At 72.2% G+C, this 20,683-nt stretch carries 18 protein-coding genes and 1 pseudogene; 4 read left to right on the top strand and 15 right to left on the bottom strand.

Translation table 11 applies throughout. From position 1 onward, the window contains the following. Positions 1 to 37 precede the first annotated feature (37 nt). The 5 genes and pseudogenes from OHU35_RS35590 to OHU35_RS35570 form a co-directional block, all read right to left on the bottom strand. A pseudogene (locus tag OHU35_RS35590) lies at positions 38 to 1,075 on the bottom strand (lysylphosphatidylglycerol synthase transmembrane domain-containing protein); the annotation flags it as partial. Further along, positions 1,072 to 2,166, bottom strand: coding sequence for an SAM-dependent methyltransferase (locus OHU35_RS35585; RefSeq protein WP_405508235.1), 1,095 nt, complete (start codon positions 2,164 to 2,166; stop codon positions 1,072 to 1,074). The pseudogene OHU35_RS35590 and the gene OHU35_RS35585, both read right to left, overlap by 4 nt. Continuing rightward, positions 2,163 to 3,362 (bottom strand): glycosyltransferase family 4 protein, encoded by a 1,200-nt coding sequence (locus OHU35_RS35580; protein WP_405508233.1) that lies wholly within the window; start codon positions 3,360 to 3,362, stop codon positions 2,163 to 2,165. Before OHU35_RS35580 ends, OHU35_RS35585 begins: the two co-directional genes overlap by 4 nt. Continuing rightward, entirely contained in the window at positions 3,359 to 3,757 is a 399-nt protein-coding gene (locus OHU35_RS35575; protein ID WP_184588322.1) for a 6-carboxytetrahydropterin synthase, read from the bottom strand. Before OHU35_RS35575 ends, OHU35_RS35580 begins: the two co-directional genes overlap by 4 nt. Before the next feature lie 172 nt (positions 3,758 to 3,929). Continuing rightward, on the bottom strand, positions 3,930 to 4,910 hold the full coding sequence (locus OHU35_RS35570; RefSeq protein WP_189726131.1) for a zinc-binding alcohol dehydrogenase: 981 nt from the start codon (positions 4,908 to 4,910) through the stop codon (positions 3,930 to 3,932). Between the two features lie 108 nt (positions 4,911 to 5,018). Between OHU35_RS35570 and OHU35_RS35565 the strand changes: the two genes are divergently transcribed. Beyond that, the gene (locus tag OHU35_RS35565) at positions 5,019 to 5,780 is read left to right on the top strand and encodes a CDP-alcohol phosphatidyltransferase family protein (protein WP_405508232.1); all 762 of its coding nucleotides are present in this window, start codon (positions 5,019 to 5,021) and stop codon (positions 5,778 to 5,780) included. Positions 5,781 to 5,792: 12 nt separating this feature from the next. On the opposite strand, the gene OHU35_RS35560 is transcribed toward OHU35_RS35565, so the two are convergent. Continuing rightward, a complete protein-coding gene (locus tag OHU35_RS35560; RefSeq protein WP_189726133.1) occupies positions 5,793 to 6,176 on the bottom strand; it encodes a helix-turn-helix domain-containing protein in 384 nt (127 codons plus the stop codon). Positions 6,177 to 6,300: 124 nt separating this feature from the next. Here OHU35_RS35560 and OHU35_RS35555 point away from each other — a divergent pair, with 124 nt between their 5' ends. Further along, a complete protein-coding gene (locus tag OHU35_RS35555; protein ID WP_359889382.1) occupies positions 6,301 to 6,702 on the top strand; it encodes a RidA family protein in 402 nt (133 codons plus the stop codon). A 7-nt stretch (positions 6,703 to 6,709) separates the two neighbouring features. Here the strand turns inward: OHU35_RS35555 and OHU35_RS35550 are convergent, their stop codons facing one another. Further along, positions 6,710 to 8,221 carry an ABC transporter substrate-binding protein gene (locus OHU35_RS35550; RefSeq protein WP_405508231.1) on the bottom strand — a complete coding sequence of 504 codons (1,512 nt, stop codon included), beginning with the start codon at positions 8,219 to 8,221 and terminating at the stop codon, positions 6,710 to 6,712. Positions 8,222 to 8,373: 152 nt separating this feature from the next. On the opposite strand from OHU35_RS35550, the gene OHU35_RS35545 reads away from it, so the two are divergent. Then, positions 8,374 to 9,333 (top strand): ATP-binding protein, encoded by a 960-nt coding sequence (locus OHU35_RS35545; RefSeq protein ID WP_405508230.1) that lies wholly within the window; start codon positions 8,374 to 8,376, stop codon positions 9,331 to 9,333. 246 nt (positions 9,334 to 9,579) lie between these two features. Next, positions 9,580 to 10,212 carry an HD domain-containing protein gene (locus OHU35_RS35540; protein ID WP_405508229.1) on the top strand — a complete coding sequence of 211 codons (633 nt, stop codon included), beginning with the start codon at positions 9,580 to 9,582 and terminating at the stop codon, positions 10,210 to 10,212. 196 nt (positions 10,213 to 10,408) lie between these two features. Here the strand turns inward: OHU35_RS35540 and fusA are convergent, their stop codons facing one another. From fusA to OHU35_RS35500, 8 genes are all read right to left on the bottom strand, one after another. Further along, a complete protein-coding gene (gene fusA, locus OHU35_RS35535; RefSeq protein ID WP_233878570.1) occupies positions 10,409 to 12,448 on the bottom strand; it encodes an elongation factor G in 2,040 nt (679 codons plus the stop codon). A 342-nt stretch (positions 12,449 to 12,790) separates the two neighbouring features. Then, positions 12,791 to 13,705 (bottom strand): YceI family protein, encoded by a 915-nt coding sequence (locus tag OHU35_RS35530; RefSeq protein WP_189726139.1) that lies wholly within the window; start codon positions 13,703 to 13,705, stop codon positions 12,791 to 12,793. A 140-nt stretch (positions 13,706 to 13,845) separates the two neighbouring features. Continuing rightward, a complete protein-coding gene (locus tag OHU35_RS35525; RefSeq protein ID WP_405508228.1) occupies positions 13,846 to 14,688 on the bottom strand; it encodes an NAD(P)H-binding protein in 843 nt (280 codons plus the stop codon). Between the two features lie 84 nt (positions 14,689 to 14,772). Further along, entirely contained in the window at positions 14,773 to 15,762 is a 990-nt protein-coding gene (locus OHU35_RS35520; RefSeq protein WP_405508227.1) for a hypothetical protein, read from the bottom strand. Between the two features lie 92 nt (positions 15,763 to 15,854). Further along, positions 15,855 to 16,721 (bottom strand): GNAT family N-acetyltransferase, encoded by an 867-nt coding sequence (locus OHU35_RS35515; RefSeq protein ID WP_405508225.1) that lies wholly within the window; start codon positions 16,719 to 16,721, stop codon positions 15,855 to 15,857. 53 nt (positions 16,722 to 16,774) lie between these two features. After that, positions 16,775 to 17,866, bottom strand: a complete 1,092-nt coding sequence (locus OHU35_RS35510; protein WP_405508224.1) for a maleylacetate reductase — start codon at positions 17,864 to 17,866, stop codon at positions 16,775 to 16,777. Then, positions 17,863 to 18,732, bottom strand: a complete 870-nt coding sequence (locus tag OHU35_RS35505; RefSeq protein WP_405508223.1) for an intradiol ring-cleavage dioxygenase — start codon at positions 18,730 to 18,732, stop codon at positions 17,863 to 17,865. The genes OHU35_RS35510 and OHU35_RS35505 overlap by 4 nt, the downstream gene beginning before the upstream one ends. 66 nt (positions 18,733 to 18,798) lie before the next feature. Then, complete coding sequence (locus OHU35_RS35500; protein WP_405508221.1) at positions 18,799 to 20,574, bottom strand: FAD-dependent oxidoreductase; 1,776 nt, start codon at positions 20,572 to 20,574, stop codon at positions 18,799 to 18,801. Positions 20,575 to 20,683 lie beyond the last annotated feature (109 nt).

Raw genomic sequence — 20,683 nt, 5'->3', positions numbered from 1 at the left:
GGGCGACGAGCACGATCAGGCCGGGCAGGCTCGCCGCGAGGCTGAGCACCCCGTAGACGACCGCGACGGCGAGTCCCCGGCCGGCGCCCAGACCCGCGGCGCCGAACGCCCAGGCGGTGACGCCCTCCCTCGGCCCCCAGCCGCCGACGTTCAGCGGCAGTCCCATCGCCAGCAGCGCGAGGACCGCGAGCGGCAGCAGGACGGCCACCGAGGCGGTGGTCCCGGCGACGCGGGCGGCGAGTACGAACATGGCCACGTAACCTGCCAGAACGACCACGGAGGAGACAATGACTCCGGGCGCGTTGCGGCGGGACAGCAGCCCTTCGCGTGCCTCCGCGAGGGCCCCGCGCAGCTTCCGGCCCCGGCGTGAGGGCGCCGCCCGGTTCATGCGCAGGGCGAGGACGACGGCGAGGGCGCCCACTGCGGCCAGGGCCGCGAGCGGGGCGATGTGCCGGGCCTCGTCCAGCACCGGGGACGGCATGGTCAGCAGCACCACGGCCCCGACGGCGAACAGCGCGATCTGCCCGGCGGCCCGTTCGAGAACGACCGCCTTCACGCCCCGGCCCAGGTCACCCTCGCTCTGCCCGTGCCGGACCGCCCGGTGCACGTCGCCGAGGACGCCGCCGGGCAGCGCCGCGTTGAGGAACAGCGCGCGATAGTAGTCGGCGACGGCCGGTCCGAACGGCAGCCGGATCCTGAGCCCCCGGGCCACCAGCGCCCACCGCCACGCGCTGAACACCGTGGTGACGAGCCCGATCCCGAGCGCCAGCAGCAACGACGTCCCGTCGATCCGGCTCAGCCCGTCCAGGAAGACACCGGTACCGAGCCGCCACAACAGCACACCGAGGATGGCGATCCCGGCGAGGGTGCCGAGATGCGTACGGACCTTGCGGGAGCCGATCCGGGCCAGGGCGGCCCGGATCGGGCCGGGCGACGGGGAACCGGCAGGGCGGGAAGCCTCCGGTGCCGGGGCATCGGGTTCCCCGAGCGGACTCCCGCTGTCGCCGCTCCGGGGCAGCCGGTCGCTCTCGAGGGACGTCGGTCGCGGACGTGTCCCCGTCGCCTGGGGGCTCATGACGCTCCGCCCGCCGGACGGCTCAGGGCCAGGAGATCGGTGTGGTGGACGAGGACGCGCAACTCGCCGGCGGCGCAGGCGGCCAGGCGTTCGGTCAGATAGGCGTCGGCTCGATCACGCAGGTCGGGGCGTTGCTCGACGGCGGCGCCGACCCAGCCGCGCAGCCACTGTTCGGTGAGCGCGGCCTGCTCGGGGCCGAGCCGCCAGGGGCTCGGGTGCAGCCGTACGGTCGCGCCCTGTTCGGAGAACGCCTCGGCCGCCGCCGTGACCGCGTCCGGGCCGAGCAGGCCGTCGCGGCGCTGGTGCTCGTTGAACGCCTGGGCGATCTCGGTGTCCAGCGGGTGGGACGGGGTCAGTTCGACGCGCCCGGCGACGGACAGTGTCAGCAGGGCGGGGCAGCCGGCTCCGGCGCAGGCGGCGGCGAGGGTGTCGATCTCCTCGCGGGTGAGGACGTCCAGCAGCGCGGACGCCGTCACCAGGGACGCGCCCTTCAGCGCGTCCGGCGTGAGGCGGGCGACGTCACCGCGCCGCGTCTCCACCGAGACCCGGCTGCCGTCGGCGGCCGAACGCGGGGAGGCGACGGCGGCGAAGTGCAGCAGGTAGGGGTCGCGGTCGTGCAGGACCCAGTGCTGGGCACCGTCCAGGCGGGGAGCGAGCCAGCGGCCCATCGACCCGGTGCCGCAGCCCAGGTCGTGGATGGCGACACCGCCCGACTTCCCCGGCAGGTTGGCGAGCCGGATGCGCAGCGGGTCGAGCAGGTCGTGCGCCCGCGCGGCGGCGTCGGCCGGCTCCCGCAGCTCCAGCCACTCGGGCGCGTAGCGGGGCGGATCGTCGGGGTCGGCCTCGCGCAGCTTCACGGTGGGCCGCGAGCCGGGTGTGCCACTGGGGCCGGCCCCCGGGATGACGGCGCCGTCGGGGACGGCGTCACCGGCCCACGCGATCACCGCGTCACCCGGTGCCGACACGGTGCCACCCGGCTTCGGAGCCGTGGCGTCCGCCGTCATGACGGCCTCCTTCGACTCGGCGGCCTCTCTGGGTCCGGGCTGCGTCGGAATCGCCCCGCTCTGCTGGGTCGTCGCCGGGTTCGTCATGCGGCCCTCCGGGGTTCGGTCGGAAGCCGGCGCAGTACCGCCGCCAGGCTCTGTGCGGTCGTCGCCCAGCCGCCGAGGGAGGCGCGGCGGCTGCGGGCGGCGGCCTTGAGGCGACGCCGTACATCCGCCTCGCCGAACCAGCCGCGCAGTTCGGCGGCGATGGCGGCGGGGTTCTCCGGCGGGACGAGAATGCCGGGCACGCCGCCGTCGGGGGCGCGGCCGACCGCCTCGGGAAGCCCGCCCACATCCGTGGCCATGACCGGGATGCCCCGGGCCAGTGCCTCGGTGACGGCCATGCCGTAGGTCTCGGCGTAGGAAGTGAGGACCATCAGGTCGGCGGTGGCGTAACTGGCGTCGAGTGCGGCGCCGGACTTCGGGCCCGCCAGCTCCAGCCGGTCCTCGAGGCCGTGCTCGGCGATGAGGGACCGCAGATGGGCGACGTACTCGGGCTCCTGGGTGAGGCTGCCGACGAAGACGCAGCTCCACCGCAGGTCGGTCACCGTGGCCAGCGCCTCCACCAGCCGGTGCTGCCCCTTGCGCGGGGTCACGGCGGCCACGCACAGCAGACGCGAGACACCGTCGGTGCCGGGCGCGAGGGGTGCGATGTCGGCACCCGGGGCCGCGACGTGGACCCGCTCCGGGGGAAGGCCGTGGTGGGAGACCAGACGGCGGACCGCCCAGTCGCTGGTGGCGATCACCGCAGGCACCGCCCGCAGCACCGCCCGCTCCTTGGCGTCCAGTTCGGCGGCCACGACCGGGTCGAGCCCGGTCTCGTCGCCGAGCGGGAGATGGACGAGGACGGCCATGCACAGCCGTTCCGCCTCCGGCACGACGATCTCCGGGACCCCGCAGGCCACCAGGCCGTCGAGCAGGACGGCGGCACCGTCCGGCAGTTCGCTCAGGGCGCGGGCCAGTTCCGTACGGGCCGCCGCTCCCGGCCGGGGCCAGTCACCGGCGACGGCGTGCTTGGTGACCTGCCAGCCGAAGCCGGGCAGGTCCAGGCAGACGCGCCGGTCGTAGGCGTTGCCGCCGCTGGGCGCCGCCGGGTCGTCGATGCCGCCCGGGAGCACGAAGTGCACGGTGCGCAGGGACATGGGGATGATCTCGGCGTTCTTCAGGGCGGCGTGCTGCACCGGAACATAGTTCAGGCGTGCCGGTCCGGTCTGCCCGGGCCGCTCGATGGTCGTGTCGGTCACAGCGCACGCTCGTAACTCGCCCAGGCGATGTGCGACTCGTGCAGGGTGACGGACAGGCCCGCGATGCCCTTGGCGCCTTCGCCCAGCGCCCCCTTGTGGATGCGCTCGGCGAGCCGGTCGGCGATGACCTTGGCGAGGAACTCCGTGGAGGTGTTGACACCGGCGAAGTCAGGCTCGTTGTCGAGGTTGCGGTAGTTCAGCTCGCTGACAACGGCTCCGAGTTCCTGGGTGGCGAGCCCGATGTCGACGACGATGTTGTCCTCGTCCAGCTGCTCGCGCCGGAACGTGGCGTCCACGAGGAACGTGGCCCCGTGCAGGCGCTGCGCAGGTCCGAAGACGTCGCCACGGAAGCTGTGGGCGATCATGATGTGATCGCGGACGGTGATGCTGAACAACGGACGACCCTCCAGGTGCGGCGCGTCTGCTCCCCCGCTGTTGGCTGCCGGGGATGCCGGGTAATACGGCTCCTTGCCTGCCCCTGTTCAGCCTCCGCTACGTCTTTTCTCAGGTCAGGCGCTCTTGTCGTACCGATGTCGTACCGGATGGAACGAATCGTCAGCCGATTTGTCAATCGCTCTCGTCATAGCGGACGCGGTGGCACAGTGCGGGGATCTCGCCGGAGGCGAGCCTCGGCAGCACGTCCGGCAGCTCCTCGAAGGCGGATTCGCCGGTGACGAGGGCGTCGAGCGCCGGGTCGGCGAGCAGGTCGAGGGCGACGGCGAGCCGGTCGGCGTAGGTGCGGTTCGGGCGGGCCGGGGAGACGGTGCCGACCTGGCTGGAGCGGATGACGAGCCGCCGGGAGTGGAAGGCCTCGCCGAGCGGCAGGCTGACCTGCCGGTCGCCGTACCAGCTCAGTTCGAGCACCGTCCCTTCCGCGGTGAGGAGTTCCAGGGACCTGGCGAGTCCCTGCTCGGTGGCGCTGGCGTGGACGACCAGATCGCACTCGCCCTCGGCGTCCGCGGGGCCGGCGAAGCCGACGCCCAGGGCCTTGGCGATGGCGGCACGGGACGGATCGGCGTCGACCAGCTGGACGCGGACGCCGGGGAACCGGGCGAGCAGGGCGGCCACCGAGCAGCCGACCATGCCGCCGCCGACCACGGCGATCCGGTCGCCGACCAGGGGCGCGGCGTCCCACAGGGCGTTGACGGCGGTCTCCACGGTCCCGGCGAGCACGGCCCGTTCGGCCGGCACGGTGTCCGGTACGGGTGTGACGGCATGCGCCGGGACGACGTACCGGCTCTGGTGCGGATAGAGGCAGAACACCGTACGGCCGACCAGTTCCTCGGGCCCTTCCTCCACCAGGCCGACGTTGAGGTAGCCGTACTTCACGGGGCCCGGGAAGTCACCTTCCTGGAACGGTGCCCGCATGGCCGTGTGCTGGCTGGCCGGCACGCCGCCGCGGAAGACGAGCGTCTCCGTGCCGCGGCTCACGCCGGAATACAGCGTGCGGACCAGCACCTCGCCCTCGCCGGGGTCCGGCAGGGTGACGTCCCGGATGCCGCCTCGCCCAGGCGAGTCGATCCAGAACGCCCGTGCGGTGTGCTTCATCGAAGTCCTCCTGAACGATCGGGAAGCTGCTTGCGTACCGAGGGGTGCACAGGCCGCGCACAAGGTAGCGGCGTTGATCGACTCTGTCACACGGCCGGAGGGTGTTCGGTGGCCCTGAACAACACTTACGACGCGAGGCTCGTACAGCAGGAGACCGCCCTGGGGGCGGGAGTGCAGGTCCTGCTGCTCGCCCTGATCGGCACGGCGATCGGGATGGGCCCTGCGGGCTGGCTGACCGGCCTCGCGTTCGCCGTCGCCACCTGGGCGGTGCTCTCCCGGGCCCTGCACCGCTCCCGGCTGCGCTCCTTCGGCGCGGCCAACCGGGTCACCCTCGGCCGCGCCACCCTCGTCGGCGGGGTCACCGCGCTCGTCGCGGACTCCTTCCAGAGCTCGCCGCCCGTGTCGCTGTTCGTCGGCCTGACGGCGGTCGCCCTGATCCTCGACGGCGTCGACGGCAAGGTGGCCCGCCGCACCGGCACCTCGACGGCGCTGGGCGCGCGCTTCGACATGGAGGTCGACGCGTTCCTGATCCTGGTGCTGAGCGTGTACGTGTCGATGGAGCAGGGCCCGTGGGTGCTGCTCATCGGCGGTATGCGGTACGTCTTCGTCGCCGCCGCGCGGGTCTGGCCCTGGCTGACCGCCGCCCTCCCGCCGAGCACCGCCCGCAAGACGGTCGCGGCCCTTCAGGGCGTGCTCCTGCTGGTGGCGGGCGCCGATCTGCTGCCGTACGCGGGCAACTTCGGGGTCGCCGCCCTGGCCCTGGGCCTGCTGGTGTGGTCGTTCGGGCGTGACGTGCTGTGGCTGTACCGGACCTCGCGGGTCGAGGAGACCGCGTCCCGGCGGCAGGTGCGGGAACTGGTCGCCAGCTGACGGCCCGGCCGGTCAGGCCCCGAACCGCCCTCGTGCCGTCTCGATATGACCGAGGTACTGGTGGGTCCAGCCGCAGAGCAGGTCGACCGTGGCCCGCAGGGCCCGGCCCGGCTCGGTGAGCGTGTACTCGACCTTCGGCGGCACGGTGGGGTGCACCTTCCGGTCGACCAGGCCGTTGCGCTCCAGCATCCGAAGGTTCTGGGTGAGCATCTTGTGGCTGACGCCCTCGACCTCGTCACGCAACTCGCTGAAGCGCAGGGTGCGTTCACCGAGGGCTTCGATGATCAGCAGCGCCCACTTGTTGGCGACGTCCGAGAAGATCTCACGCGCCAGCGAGTCCGCCCGCCGCAGATCCGCGTCCGCGGGCAGACCGCTCAACTCCTGCTTGGTCACCATCTGGTTCCCCAGTCACCGAAAAGTGCGTTCTTCCAGGTCGGCGGTCACTCTCCTACAGTTCCCGAGTAACCGCAAGAGAGCACGTGAGCGCGTGCTCGGCGGAAGGAACGGAAGGACAACACCTGTGACGACTCCCGATGTCTACGACCACGCCATCCCGGCCGAGACCCACTTCGGCTATGCGCAGGCGATCAGGTCCGGCGACCTGATCCATGTCTCCGGGCAGCTCGCGTTCGACGAATCGGGCGGCTTCCGCCCCGAGGACGACTGGGCCACCCAGCTGGAGCAGACCCACGTCAACATCGACAAGGTCCTGGCGCACTACGGCGTCACGCGCAACCAGGTCGTCTCCCAGACCCTGTACGCGGTGGACCTGGTGCGCCACGCCGAGGTGCTGGCGAAGGCCAACCGGGCGTACTTCGGCACCCACCGCCCGGTCTCCACGGCCCTCGGCGTCACCGAACTGACCTTCCCCGGGCAGTTGGTCGAGATCAGCTGCGTGGTGGACACGAAGCTGCCGGCGTGAAAGAGCTTCAGCGACGGGTCCCGGTGCCCACCAGGGTCCGCTCGTAGGGGTCGAGGACGACGCCCCGGACCTTGGTGGAGACGCCGGCGATGATCTGCTGGTGGGCCAGCGGCACGACGGCGTCCGTACCGAGGATCGCGGCCTCGGCGGCCATGGCCGCGTCCTGCCGCTCACCGGTGCCGTCGGTCCCGTCCGCCTTGGCGACGGCCCGATCGACGGTCTTGTCGCACAGCAGGGCCAGGTTGTAGCTGCCGTCGCAGGTGTAGTCACTGCCGAGGACGCCGACGGGGTCGCCGGTGTCGAGGAGGCTGTTGCGGGCGCCGATGAAGGCGTCGAACTTCCCGGCGAGGGCGTCGCTCTCCAGCCGTGAGTACTCGCGCACTTCCAGCTTCACCTTGAAACCGGCCTTCTCCAGCTGCTGTTGCACGACCTGGGCGGTCTCGGGCAGCTCGGGCCGGTTGTCATAGGTGGCGAGGGTGATCTGCTGACCGTCGGGCTCGGCGGCTGCCGCACGCCCGGCCGGCTTCACCCGCTTGCTCTCGGCCCAGGTGACGGCGGGACCGTAGATGCCCGCGCCCGGGTCGGCGTACCCCTCGAAGACGCCCTTCACGATGGTGGAGGAGTCGATCGCCGTGCGGGCGGCGGCGCGCAGCTTCGGGTCCTTGAAGGGACCGGTCCTGGTGTTGAGCTGCAGGCTGGTGGTGCGGGTGGTGCCGGCTTCCTTCAGGGTCGCCTTGTCGAGGGTGGCGGCCTGGGCGACGGGGATCGCCTCGGCGATGTCGAGGTCGCCGGTGCGGACCGCGTTGGCGCGTGCGGTGCCGTCCTTGACGAAGCGCGCGTCGATGCCGGAGGCCTGGGCGCGGCCGCCCCAGTAGTCGTCGAAGCGGTCGAGGGTGACGGAGCCGCCGTTGACCTTCGTGATCTCGAAGGGCCCGGTGGCGGTTCCGACCGGATCGGGGTTGCCCTTCTCGCCGTACGCCTTCGGGGAGAGGATCGCGAGGCTCGGGCTGGACAGCCGCATGGGCAGGACGGGATCGGCCGCGGCGGTGGTGATGCGTATGCCGCGGTCGCCGTCGGCCTTCGCGTCGAGCGAGACACCGGCGAGGGCGGCGGGCGCGGGCTTCGCCTTCGTGGCGCGGGTGAGAGCCGCGGCCACGGCGGACGGGGTGACGTCCGCGCCGTCCTGGAAGGTGGCCTCGCGCAGGGTGAACCGCCAGGTGCGGTCGTTCTCGCGGCGCCAGGACTCGGCGAGCGCGGGGGCCGCGGCGCCGTTGGCGTCCAGGCCGGTCAGTCCCTCGGTGACGCCGAGGCGGCTGAGGAGCGTGGCGTCCGCTCCGTAAGGCGAGAAGTTCTCGGCGGGCGGGAAGGCGAGGGCGACGCGCAGCCGGGAGCCCGACTGCCCGCCGTTCGACGACGACTCCCCTCCCGGGGAGGCGAAGCAGCCGGCCAGGCACGGGACGAGGACGAGGGCGGCGAGGAACCGGGGGCGGCTCTTGATGCTGTGGGGACGCACTTGCACAGCATATGCACCAAGCGGACGAGAGCGATCGGCCGGGTGAGCGGGGCCTGGGTGAAGGACAAATCCCATACGGCCCAAGCAATTTGACAGTGGCGGCGATCACTCCCTAAACCTGACCACATGACACCCATTTTCAAAAAGGTGGAGCGGCCGTGAGGATCGCGTTCGTCGGCAAGGGCGGCAGCGGCAAGACCACGCTGTCGGCACTCTTCTCCCGCCACCTGACACGCTCCGGCGCCCCGGTCCTCGCCATCGACGGCGACATCAACCAGCACCTGGCCGAGGCGCTCGGCGGGCAGGAGAAGCCCGCCCCTCCCCTGGGCGCCCACCTGCCCTCGATCAAGGACTGCCTGCGCGGCACGAACCCCCGCATCACCTCCGTCGAGGCGATGATCAAGACCACTCCCCCAGGACGCGGCTCCCGCCTCCTGCGCCCGCTCGGCGACGACGAACTCCACGCCCGGCACGTCGGCCGCGCGGGCGGCGTACCGCTGATGGTCACGGGCGAGTTCGACGAGTCCGACCTCGGCGTGGCCTGCTACCACTCCAAGCTCGGCGCGGTCGAGCTGTACCTCGGCCACCTGCTGGACGGCCCCGGCGAATACGTCGTGGTCGACATGACGGCAGGCGCGGACGCCTTCGCCTCCGGCCTGTTCACCCGCTTCGACATCACCTTCCTGGTGGCCGAACCGACCCGCAAGGGCGTCTCGGTCTACCGCCAGTACCGCGACCACGCCCGCGAGTTCGGCATCCGTGTCGCCGTGGTCGGCAACAAGGTGACGTGCGAGGAGGACCTGCTCTTCCTCAAGGAAGAAGTAGGGGACGACCTCCTGACCCACCTGATCCACTCCCCCTGGGTCCGCTCCGCCGAACAGGGCCGCGTGCAGGACGGCCCGGACCCCCTGGCATCCCTGGAACCGCACAACCGCCACGCGCTCACCGTCCTCCGCGAGGCAGTCGACTCCCACCCCCGCGACTGGGACCGGCTCCACCGGCACGCCGTCGAGTTCCACTTGCGCAACGCCCGGGCCTGGGCGGACGCGCGCACGGGCGAGAACCTGGCCGCCCAGGTGGACCCGGACTTCGTCCCGGGGCCGGCCGCCCTGCGCTGACTCATCCCACCGGTTACTCGATCCCCGTGGCATCGAGTAACCGGACCATGTCCTTTCGCCTGTACCGCAGGCCCATGGTGTGCTCCAGCTGCCGTGACGTCGATGGACGAGAAGTCCCCGTCACCAACTCGAACGGCCCGCAAGGCCGGCCCGTGCCCGCTGCTCCGCGGCATCACCCGATCACGTGAAACAGGCAGGATCGGGAACTGGCCGACCAGCGGGATCGACGGTTGTTACGCTCCCCCGATGAGCATCCCGGGCCCCGCAGAGATCCGAGCGCTGCACGAGAAGCACGCGCCCACCGCCGAGGCGTTCACGCTCGTCCACACGCACTGCGAGATCGTCTGGGGAGTCGCCGAGCAACTCCTCTCCGCGCCCCACCTCGCTCACCTCGACGCCGAGCTGGTCCGCGCCGGCTGCCTCCTCCACGACATCGGCGTCTACCGCCTCTACGGGGACGACGGACGGCTGGACCACGCGAACTACATCCGGCACGGACTGCTCGGCCACGAGATCCTCGAAGCGGAGGGCTTCCCCGAAACCCTCCGCCGCTTCTGCTCCCACCACACCGGAGTGGGCCTCACGCGGCACGACATCGTGAGCCAGGGCCTGCCCCTCCCTCCCGCCGACTACCTGGCAGTCACGGAGGAGGAAAGGCTGGTGATGTACGCGGACAAGTTCCACACCAAGTCCAGGCCGTCGGCGTTCCTCTCCCCCGACGAATACGCCGCCCACGTCCGCCGCTTCGGCGCGGACAAGGTAACCGCCTTCCAGACCCTGCGCGCGGAGTTCGGCGACCCCGACCTCACCGGGCCGGTACCAGGCGTCGAAGCAGCGGGACTGTTCGCTACCGGATGCCCTGCAGCAGTTGCCCCGTAGTGGCACCTGTGTTCATCGGCTGGTCACTGATGGCGATGTTGGTCGCCCAGTCCCGTGCCGTGCCTCGCAGCGCTGCGATGTAGACACGGGGTCTCCCCCGTCGGGGCCTCCCCCGTGCCGTCGACCGTCGAGTCGTACCCGTGAAGGGGTCGGGCCCCTCCCCCCGGCGCAGGAAGGGAAGGGGCCCGACCAGGCATCACCGCACCGGCGTCGCGACCGGCGCCGGCGCATAGCCGGTGGGCCGGGCCGTGAAGGTGCCGCGGCCCTGGGTGCGGCTGCGCAACCGGGTCGCGTAGCCGAACAGTTCGGCCAGCGGCACGGTCGCGGTGACGACCGCCGCGCTCGCCCGGGTGACCGAGCCGGTCACCCGGCCGCGCCGGGCGGCGAGGTCGCCGAGCACGCCGCCCACCGCGTCCTCGGGCACGGTGACCGTGACCTCGACGACCGGCTCCAGCAGGACCATCGCGCAGGCGCGCAGGGCCTCGCGGAGGCCGAGGCGGCCGGCCGTGCGGAACGCCGTGTCCGAGGAGTCCTTCACATGGGTCGCCCCGTCGGTGAGCGTGACGCGCAGCCCGGTCACCGGGTGACCGCCGAGCGGCCCTTCGGTGAGGGCGTCGCGGCAGCCGGCCTCGACCGCCCGGACGTACTCCTGCGGCACGCGCCCGCCGACGACGGCCGAGCGGAAGGCGAAGCCGCCTTCGTACGGCTCCACGTCGAGGACGACATGGGCGAACTGCCCCGCCCCGCCGTCCTGCTTGACGTGCCGGAACACCAGTCCGGACACGCCCCGGCCGACCGTCTCGCGATAACTGACCCGGGGGCGGCCGATGTTGACGTCCAGTCCCAGCTCGCGCCGGAGCTTCTCCACCGCCACCTCCAGGTGCAGTTCGCCCATGCCCGACAGCACCGTCTGCCCGGTCTCCGGGTCGGTCCGCACGACCAGCGAGGGATCCTCCTCGGTCAGCCGTGCGAGCCCCGACGCCAGCCGGTCGGTGTCACCGGCCCTGCGGGACTCGACCGCGACCGAGACCACCGGCTCGGGCACGCCCGGAGGCTCCAGGACGAGCGGGGAGTCCGGCGCGCACAGGGTCGAGCCGGCACGGGCGGACTTCAGCCCGACGACGGCGACGATGTCGCCGGCGACCGCCCGGTCCAGCGGCGCGTGCCGGTCGGCCTGGACACGCAGGATCCGGCCGATCCGCTCGGTGCGCCGCGCGCTCGCGTCCCACAGCGTGTCTCCCTTCTCGATCGTTCCCGAGTAGATCCGCAGGTAGGTCAGCCGGCCCGTCGGGGTGGCGTGCACCTTGAAGGCGAGGGCTGTCGGTGGTGCCGCCGGGTCGGCGGGCCGCTCCTGCTCCTCGCCGTCGTCGGTGCCGCGGACCGGCGGCACGTCCAGCGGCGACGGCAGATAGGCCACGACCGCGTCGAGCAGCGGCTCGACACCGCGGTTGCGGTAGGCGGAGCCGCACAGCACGACCACGCCGTCGCCGTCCCGGGTCAGGTCCCGCAGCGCCGAGGAGAGGGTCCGCTCGCCGAGCGTGCCCGTGTCGCAGAACTCCTCCAGTGCGCCCGGATGGAGTTCCGCCACGGCTTCCTCCAGCGCCCGGCGGCGTGCCAGGACTTCGTCCCGGAGGCCGTCCGGGACCGGCGCCTCCTCGCAGGCGTCACCGTCGGTCCACAGCAGTGCGCGCAGGCGTACGAGGTCGACGACGCCGGTGAAGGTGTCCTCCGCACCGACCGGCATCTGCACGACCAGCGGTGCCGGGTGCAGCCGCTCCCGGATCGATGCCACGGCCGCGTCGAGGTCGGCTCCGGCGCGGTCCATCTTGTTGACGAACGCGATCCTCGGTACGCCGTGCCGGTCGGCCTGCCGCCACACCGACTCGCTCTGCGGCTCCACCCCGGCCACCGCGTCGAACACGGCCACCGCACCGTCGAGCACCCGCAGCGCACGCTCCACCTCGTCGGCGAAGTCGACGTGCCCCGGGGTGTCGATCAGGTTGATCCGGTGACCGTCCCAGGCGCAGCTCACCGCCGCGGAGAAGATCGTGATGCCCCGGTCCCGCTCCTGCGGGTCGAAGTCCGTGACGGTCGTGCCGTCGTGGACCTCGCCGCGCTTGTGCGTGGTTCCGGTGGCGAACAGGATCCGTTCGGTGACGGTGGTCTTGCCGGCGTCGACGTGGGCGAGGATGCCGAGGTTGCGGACGACGGCGAGCGGGTTGTTGTTGGTGCGCACGGCCCATGGCCTTTCGAGGCGATCAGGAAGGGGGCAGCGCGATTTCCGGGCGAGGCAGGTGTGGTGACACACGCCTGTTCCGGCTCGCTGACGTTACGTCAGCGAGCCGGAGCAGGCGCTCTTCAGGCGTTCGTCCCGGTCATCCGGCGCCGGCCGCGCAGCGGGCACCGGAGCGACGAGGACACGAGGATCACCTCGTAGCGCGGCAGGGAGACGGCGACAGCGGTGTGGTCACGCATGGCGGTCTCCCTTCATTCGTCACGACGGCGCGCGCCGCTCACGTCGTGGGCGGCGCCGGGTACTCCGTGAGTGTAGGGAGGGCGGGCGGAATCCTGCCAGGGATTATTCCGGCGGGGTCGGGGTGTCGTGGGTCCTGTACATCGCCTGGACGTCCAGCTCCAGTTGGACCGTCGGCCCGACCACCGCGATGCCCCGGGCCAGCATGGAACGCCAGTTGAGCGTGAAGTCTTCGCGGTGCAGCTCCGCCGTCGCCAGGGCCGCGCAGCGCAGCTCCTGCCCGTAGCCACCGTTCACCGTGCCGAGATACGTCGTGTCGAGCGAGACGGAGCGGCTCACGCCGTGCATCGTGAGGGAGCCCAGCAGTGACCACTTGCTGCCGCCGCGATAGGCGAAGCGGGTGCTGTTGAAGTCGATGTACGGGAAGCGTTCGACGTCGAGGAAGTCGCCGGACCGCAGATGGTTGTCGCGGGTGGTGTTGCCGGTGGTGATGCTGGAGGCGTCGATGCGGACCGACACCCGGGAGTCGGTCATGTCCTGGGCGATCTGGATCCCGCCGTCGAAGCGTTCGAATCGGCCGTGGACGTTCGCCATGCCGACGTGCTTGGCGATGAACCGGATCGCGGTGTGCGGCGGGTCGAAGAGCCACGTCCCGGGCGCCGGCAGCTGGAGCGCCTCCGCCGGCTGCAGCCAGACGCGCTCGGTGGGCGTCGGTGTACCCGTGCCGATCTCGATCGTCTCGCGGTGCGGCCGCAGGCCCTCCGTCGCGACCATCAGGCTGTACCGGCCGGGCGGCAGCGCGGCGAGGAAGTAGCCGTACGGGTCGGTCGTCCCGCGGGCGGCCACCCGGTGGGTGTCCAGGGCGGTGACGGTGACGTCCGCGGCCGCCAGGGGCGAGCCCATCGGGTCCACGACCTCACGGGCCACGGCACCCGCGCCGGACGGAAGGGGGAGCGCGAGGCCCGCCGCCGCGGCGGAGGCGCCCTTGAGCCGCCGGCGCCGGAGCAGTGCGAGGGCCATGATGTTCACCTTTCATCAGGTGGCACGGCCGTACGCGCGGCAATTCAGCGCACGCCGACGGCCGCACCCTGTTGCGGTCACACCCCCCTTTTCGATCTTGCGGCAGCGGACTCCCGGACGGGTGTCTCAATACGAGACAGTCAGGCCGGTTTCCGGAAAACGTCGGCGTGTTCGCCGGCCCACTGGGCGAAGGTGCGGGCCGGGCGGCCGGTGACCTTCTCGACGGTGCCGGACACCGTACGGCCCACCTCCGGTGTGTTCCCGTACGCCTCGAGCAGGAAGCCGATCACGTCCTCGGGGAGGAACGCCGCCCGCCACTGGGCGACGGCCTGCTCCTCGGTCAGCTCGACCAGGGCGATCTCCCGGCCGGCCGCGGCGGCGAGGGCCGCCACCTTGTCGCCGACGGTGAGCACTTCGGGCCCGGTGATCACGTACTCCTGGCCCGCGTGCCCCTCCTCCGTGAGCGCGACCGCGGCGACGGCGCCGATGTCGCCCTCGTGGACCATGGCGCTCAGCCGTGCGACGAACGGCTCCCGCACCTCGCCCGCGGCCTGGATTCCGTCCGCCCACTCCAGGGCGTTGGCCATGAACTCGACGGGCATGAGCACGGTCCAGCTCACCGCGTCGTCGCCGCGCACCGCGTCCTCCAGCGGGGTGGGCCCGCCGCCGTGCAGCACGGTGATCCGGCGGACGCCGGCCGAGCGGGCCAGTTCCAGGATCCGGGGGCCGGTCTCCAGCGGCGTGAAGGCGGCCCCGCCGAAGGTGATCAGGTGGAGGCCGGTGATCCCCTCCAGGGCGGGGGCCAGGCCGCCGGGGTCGGTCAGGTCGCCCTCGACGACCTCGATACCGTCCGGGAAGACGGCCTTCGCGGCGTCCCGGGTGAGGGCGCGGACCGCGTGGCCCCGGGCGAGCAGTTCGGCGACCACCTGGCGGCCGACGTTTCCGGTGGCACCGGTGACAAGAATCTTCTGCGTCTGCGTCATGCCACGACCGTAGGAACCCTTGCGGTCACCTTCTGTCCGCGATCGCGTGGCCTCTCCATGGAGAGGTCTGACTCGCAGTGCCGGTCAATTGGCCGCGGACCCCGCGTCCTCACGAGCGCTCAGGTCCCCGTGAAGCCGGGCGAACACCGCGCACACCAGCGGCATCACCACCGGGGGCAGCAGGAGAAGGGCCACTGCTGTGGGCAGGATGAGCACCAGCACGCCGGTGATCCACACATTGTCGTCGCTGAGCCACAGCATGCCGAGTCCGGCGAAGTGGGCGAGGGGAGCGGCCGCGTACCGGGCCGGCCAGAAGACGAGCACGGCGGCCGCGGTGACCAGCGCGCCCGTGCCGAGGACGCGCCATCGTGCGCGGCGGGTCAGCACCCAGGAGCGGTACAACGCCGCGAACGGGGAACGGCGCTCCAGCACCGTCTCGGCGGTGGCCACCGCCAGGCGGGAGTACAGCAGCGGGCCGAGACACCCGACGGCGATCGGTAGCACCCAACCCACCAGCGTGTACTGCGGGGACGCGGTTCCGCCCAGCGGCGTGGGCTCGACACCCGGCACCTCGCCGCTCTCGACGAGGCCCCACAGCACCAGGGCCGCCAGCTCCACGGCGCCCACAGCCAGTCCGGTCAGCGCGTTGACCGCGAGGGCGGCGGGAAGGCGGCGGGTGCGCCGCCACAACTCACGGGTGGTCAGCGGTCCGCCGTCGCGCGTGGCATGTGCGTCGGCGACGGCGTAAGCGGTGTGCAGGACGGAGACGACGAGGAGTCCCAGCACGAGCAACAGCACCGACACCACGGCACCGACCCGTACCAGCGGGGGCAGGCCACCGTCGGCGTAGGCCACGTAGGAGTCCTCGTTGGCGATGTTGCGGTCCGCGTAGTCCCGGACGTTCTCGAAGGCGTCCCATGCCGCCGCGAATCCGCCGGCCAGGATCGCGCAGCCGAGTACGACTGTCAGGAGGGACACGAGCAAGGTGAAGCCGTACAGCGCCCGGCGGTGGCGTCCGAGGGCATCGAGCGCCCCGCCGATGCCGTCGGTCGACTGGTTTCCGTCGCGTGCCATGACCTGGGCTGACCTCCGTGCGGATCTGTGGTGACAAGATCCAAGACGTCACGCCGGGCGCATGGGGTTCCCGGGGACCTTCCCGGACAGGCCTAGGCGGGCCGGTATCGGTCCCGGACCTCAGGGAGTTGACGGAAACCGGCCGCCTTGTAGGTGGCGACGGCGCCGACGTTGGAGCTCGGGGTGCAGACGAGCGCGCTCGAAGAGCCCAGTTCCTGGAGTGCGGCCGCCGCAGCCTCGGTGATCGCCTTGCCGTAGCCGTGAAGGCGATGTTCCCGGTGCACGCCCATCGGTTCGAGCAACCCGGGCCTGCCCCGACCGGCCGACCACACCGTCACCGCCGCCACCGCGTTGCCCTGGTCGTCGTAGGCGACCAGACACCGGGCGTCGGCGTACGGCAGTCCGGCCGCCATCGCGTGCCAGTGCTCGTCCGTGAACGTCGCCCCGTCGAACGATGCCCGGCCTACGGCGGCCCGCACCTGCGCCTGCTCCGGCCCGGCCACCTCGATCCGCACGCCCGGGTCCTTCACCGGCTCCGTGAGGTCGCGGCGCAGCGGGGTCCACGGCTCGTCGGTGTTCCAGCCGTGCTCGGACAACAGATCCTGGACCAGTGCGCCCATCGGCGCCTCGACGTTCGCCTTCCCCTCGGGCAGCACGCCGCGTTCCGGCTCGATCACGTCCGCGACCAGCTGCCGTGCCAGCTCCTCGTCCCGATGGGAGGCGGGCGCGATCGTCAGCCGGAGCAGCCCGGGACCGTCCAGCAGCCCGACGGCGAGGATCCGTCCGTTCCGGCTCCAGGTCCGGACCGCCGCGGCGGTCGCCTCCGTACCCGACCGCCAGAACCAGCCCAGGTCGCCCGGATGCAGTTGCATCGGCGCCCCCTCGTACTGCCACTCCCGCAGCACGCCCACGGCCTCATTCAGCCCGTCGGCTCCCGGCTCGCCCAAGACAATCGCCATGCCCCGATCACACACCACGGCACCGGCAGTCCGCACCCGGTTTCCGAGCGGATCTAGACGGTGGTTCCCCCGGCGGGCTCCGGCGGCCCTCCCTCGTACGCCGCCCGGAGCACGGCCCGGGCCCCGTCCGCCGTCACCGGGCGCGGGTTGGCGTACGGCTCGCCCGCGCCCCGGGCCGCCGCCGGTGCCACGTCGGCTTCCGTAAGGCCGAGTTCGGCGAGGGACCGCGGTGCGCCGAGACGTCCGGCCAGCTCCCACAGGGCGCGCGGCACGTCGTCGGTGCCGAGGGCCCGCCCCAGTACGGCCAACGCCTGCGGGGCGGCGGGGGCGTTGTAGGCCAGGGCGTACGGCAGCACCACGGTGTGCGTCTCGGCGTGCGGCAGCCCGAAGGTGCCGCCCAGCACGTGGCACAGCTTGTGGTGCAGCCCCATCGTGGTCGCGCCGAGGCACGCGCCGCACAGCCACGCCGCGTACAGCGCCCGGCTGCGCGCGTCCAGGTCCTGCGGGTCGGCGGCCAGGTGCGGCAGTGCCCCGGCCATCGCCCGCACGCCCTCCTCGGCCATGACGGAGACCAACGGCGAGGCGTCCGGGGCGTACAGCGCCTCGACGGCGTGCGCGAGCGCGTTGACGCCGCTGGTCACGGTCAGCGGCACGGGCAGGGAGAGGGTGAGCCGGGGGTCGTAGACGACGCTGCGCGGCTGGACGACCGGGTCGCGGCCGGTGCGCTTGGCGCCGTGCTCGGTCAGGCCCCAGACCGGTGTCATCTCGGAGCCCGAGTAGGTCGACGGCACGGCGATCAGCGGCAGCCCGGTGCGCAGGGCGATGGCCTTGCCGAGCCCGATCGCGGAGCCGCCGCCGACCGCGACGCACCCGTCCGCCCCGGCCGCGCGCACGACCTCGACGGCCCGGTCCGCGTCCTCGGCGGGTACGTGCATCCGGGCCTCGGCGTGCACTCCCACGCAGGTGTCGCCGAGCGCGTCCGCCACCGCCCTGGCGACCGTTTCACCCCGGCTGCCGCACACCACGAGCAGCCGCCGCAGGCCCAGGCGTGCGGCCTCGTCCGGAGTCGCGGTGACGGCCGCGCCGGGCCGGAAGACGACCCGCACGGGGCGGGTCTCGTACGAGAAGTCGCTCCGGAACGTCATGCGGCACGCTCCAGGACGAGGTCGAAGCGGGCGAGCCGGAAGGGGTTCGGGACACCGAACCTCCCTGCCAGGGACGGATCGTCGGTCTCCGTGAAGTCCTGGACCAGGCTCTGCTTCACGGCGAACACCGCGTCGGAGTCCAGGTACTCCCCGCCCGCCACGAAGATGTGTGTGGTGACGGGCGTGTGTCCCTCGGCCGTGGCGATGAAGTGGATGTGCGCGGGACGGTAGGGGTGCCGCCCGGTCGCGCGCAGCAGCCCGCCGACCGGGCCGTCGGTGGGGATGGGGTACGCGGCGGGAACGCAGGTGCGGAACCAGAAGCGGCCCTCGGCGTCGGCGGTGAACAGCCCGCGTCCGTTGCCCGCGGGCTGGACGCCGGGCTGCTGGACGTCGTAGTAGCCCTTGTCGTCGGCCTGCCAGACGTCGACGACGGCACCGGGCAGCGGTGTGCCGTCCCGCGCCAGCACCCGGCCGCTGATCACGCACGTCTCGCCGCCGCCCACCAGGTCGATGTCGTCGCCGAGTTCACGGACCGGCGACTCGGTCATGTGGAAGGGACCCAGCACCGTCGACTCGGTGGCCCCGGGCGCGCGGTCGCCGTTGACGGCCTCCACGAGCATGGACAGCCCGAGCACGTCCGACAGCAGGATGAACTCCTGCCGGGTGTCGGTGCAGGCCTGCCCGGTCGCCGTCAGAAAGGCGATCGCCCACTCCCACTCCTCCTGCGTGAGCCGGGTCTCCCGCGCGAAGTCGTGCAGATGGCGGACGAGTCCGGTGAGCAGCTCGCGCAGCCGCGGGTCGGCGGTCCCGCGGAGGCTGGCAAGGGCCTGCTCGGTGACGTCCGCCCCGGTCGCGTCGGTGGTCATCCCGGCTCCTCGTCGTCGACGTCCGCTTCTTCCCTGATGGCGTCCGCTGCTTCCATGATGGCGCGCTCAGGCGTGACCGAGGATCCGCCGCAGCGTGTCCGCGAGCAGTTCTCCGGCGTCCGGAGCAGCGGACGCGTGCCGGAAGGCGACGAAGCCGTCGGGGCGTACGAGGAGGGCGCCGGTGTCCGTGATCTCGCGCAGCCGCGCCCAGTCACCGTACGGGTCCTCGAACTCCTGCCCCGGACCGATCACCACGGTGGCGATCTCGATGTCCTGGGCCTCGGCCGCGCGCACCCAGCCCTCTCCCCCGATGCCGGTGAGCAGCGTGAAGCGGCCCCGGCCGACCGTGTCGAGGGTGGAGAGCGTGCGGGTGCCTGAGGTGATCCAGGCGTGCGGGAGCCGGGCGCCGGGGCGGGAGGACGGCTGGTGGTGCAGCTCGGGGTCGCGGGCGAAGCCGGGGTCGGGCGTGCCGTCCGGGACGATCGCGTGGGAGGTGTAGCGCTGGTTGAGGTCGACGCCGTGCGCGTTGAACTCGTACACCTTGAAGGCGATCGCCTCGCGCAGTCGGTCGCGCTGCTTCTCGGCGGCCTCGGTGGCGTCCTTGCGGGCGGCGATGTTGGCCCACAGCTGCTCGGGGGTCTGCGGGGAGAGCCCGTCGAGGGCCTCGAAGACCGGGGCGGTCTCGCGGATGGACCGGTTGGCTCGGGTGACGATCTGCCTGCCGACCGGGGCGCGCTCGGCGGTGTACGAGTCCAGCAGGGCGGGTCCGGCGGTGCCGTCGAGGACGAGCTTGAGCTTCCAGGCCAGGTTGTAGGCGTCCTGGATAGAGGTGTTGGAGCCGAGGCCGTTGGACGGCGGATGGCGGTGCACGGCGTCGCCGGCGCAGAAGACGCGCCCGTTGGAGTACCTCTCCGCGTACATCTCGTTGACCGTCCACGCGGAGGACGACTTGATGGTCACGGGGATGTCGTCGTCACCGACGAGCTTGCGGACGACGGATTCCGCGTACGCGGTGGTCAGATCGGGGGCGCCCGCGGTGACGTCGTAGCCCCACACGATCAGCCACTCGGTCCAGGGCCGGACGCAGCGCACCAGACCCGCGCCGATGCCGCCGACCGTCGCGCCGGGGGCGAGGACCCAGTAGAGGGTGGAGGGGCGGTGGGCGGTGTACCGCGTGAGATCCGCCTCGAAGACGATGTTGACGCTGCCGGCCACGCCCATCTGGCCGCCCATCGGCAGCCCGGCGTCCGAGGCGACCTTCGACCGTCCGCCGTCGGCGCCGATCAGGTACTTGGCGCGGATCTCGTAGGTGTCCCCGCGCAGCCGGTCGCGGACGGTGGCCGTGACGCCGTCCGCGTCCTGGGTGTGGGACAGGTACTCGGTCTCGAAGCGCAGCCGGGTGCCACGGGCGACGGCCGCGTCCACGAGGACCGGCTCCATGAGGTGCTGCGGCATGTCGCACATGCGGGTGGGGCTGGCGAGTTCGTGTTCCGCCTGGACGAGCGGGTCGTTGCCCCAGGAGCGCACCCGGCCCAGCTCCTCGCCCGCCAGGCTGGTGCAGAAGGTCGTGTTGCCCATCAGGTGCTGCGGGGTCGCCTGCGCGACGACCTCCTGCTCCACGCCGAGGTCGCGCAGCACCTCCATGGTGCGCTGGTTGGTGATGTGCGCACGGGGTGTGTCGGCGAGGCTCGCGTAGCGGGTCACCACGAGGTTGGGCACGCCGTAGGTGCTCAGGGCGAGCGCGGCCGAGGCACCGGCCGGGCCGCTGCCCACGATCAGGACGTCGGTCTCGACGACGGTGGACACGGGGCGCTCCTGCGGGGGGAATCGGACTTCGGCCATTCATGATCATGGAGCGGTTCGGCAGGTGGTGGGTGTCTCAATACGAGACATCGTGTGCGCCGGACGTTCCGGACACGGCAGTTGTTGTCCGTTCAACGGAACCCGATAC

The sequence above is a fragment of the Streptomyces purpurascens genome, from assembly GCF_045040895.1.
GTDB classification, from domain to species: domain Bacteria; phylum Actinomycetota; class Actinomycetes; order Streptomycetales; family Streptomycetaceae; genus Streptomyces; species Streptomyces purpurascens.
This window is presented reverse-complemented; position numbering and strand designations above follow the sequence as displayed.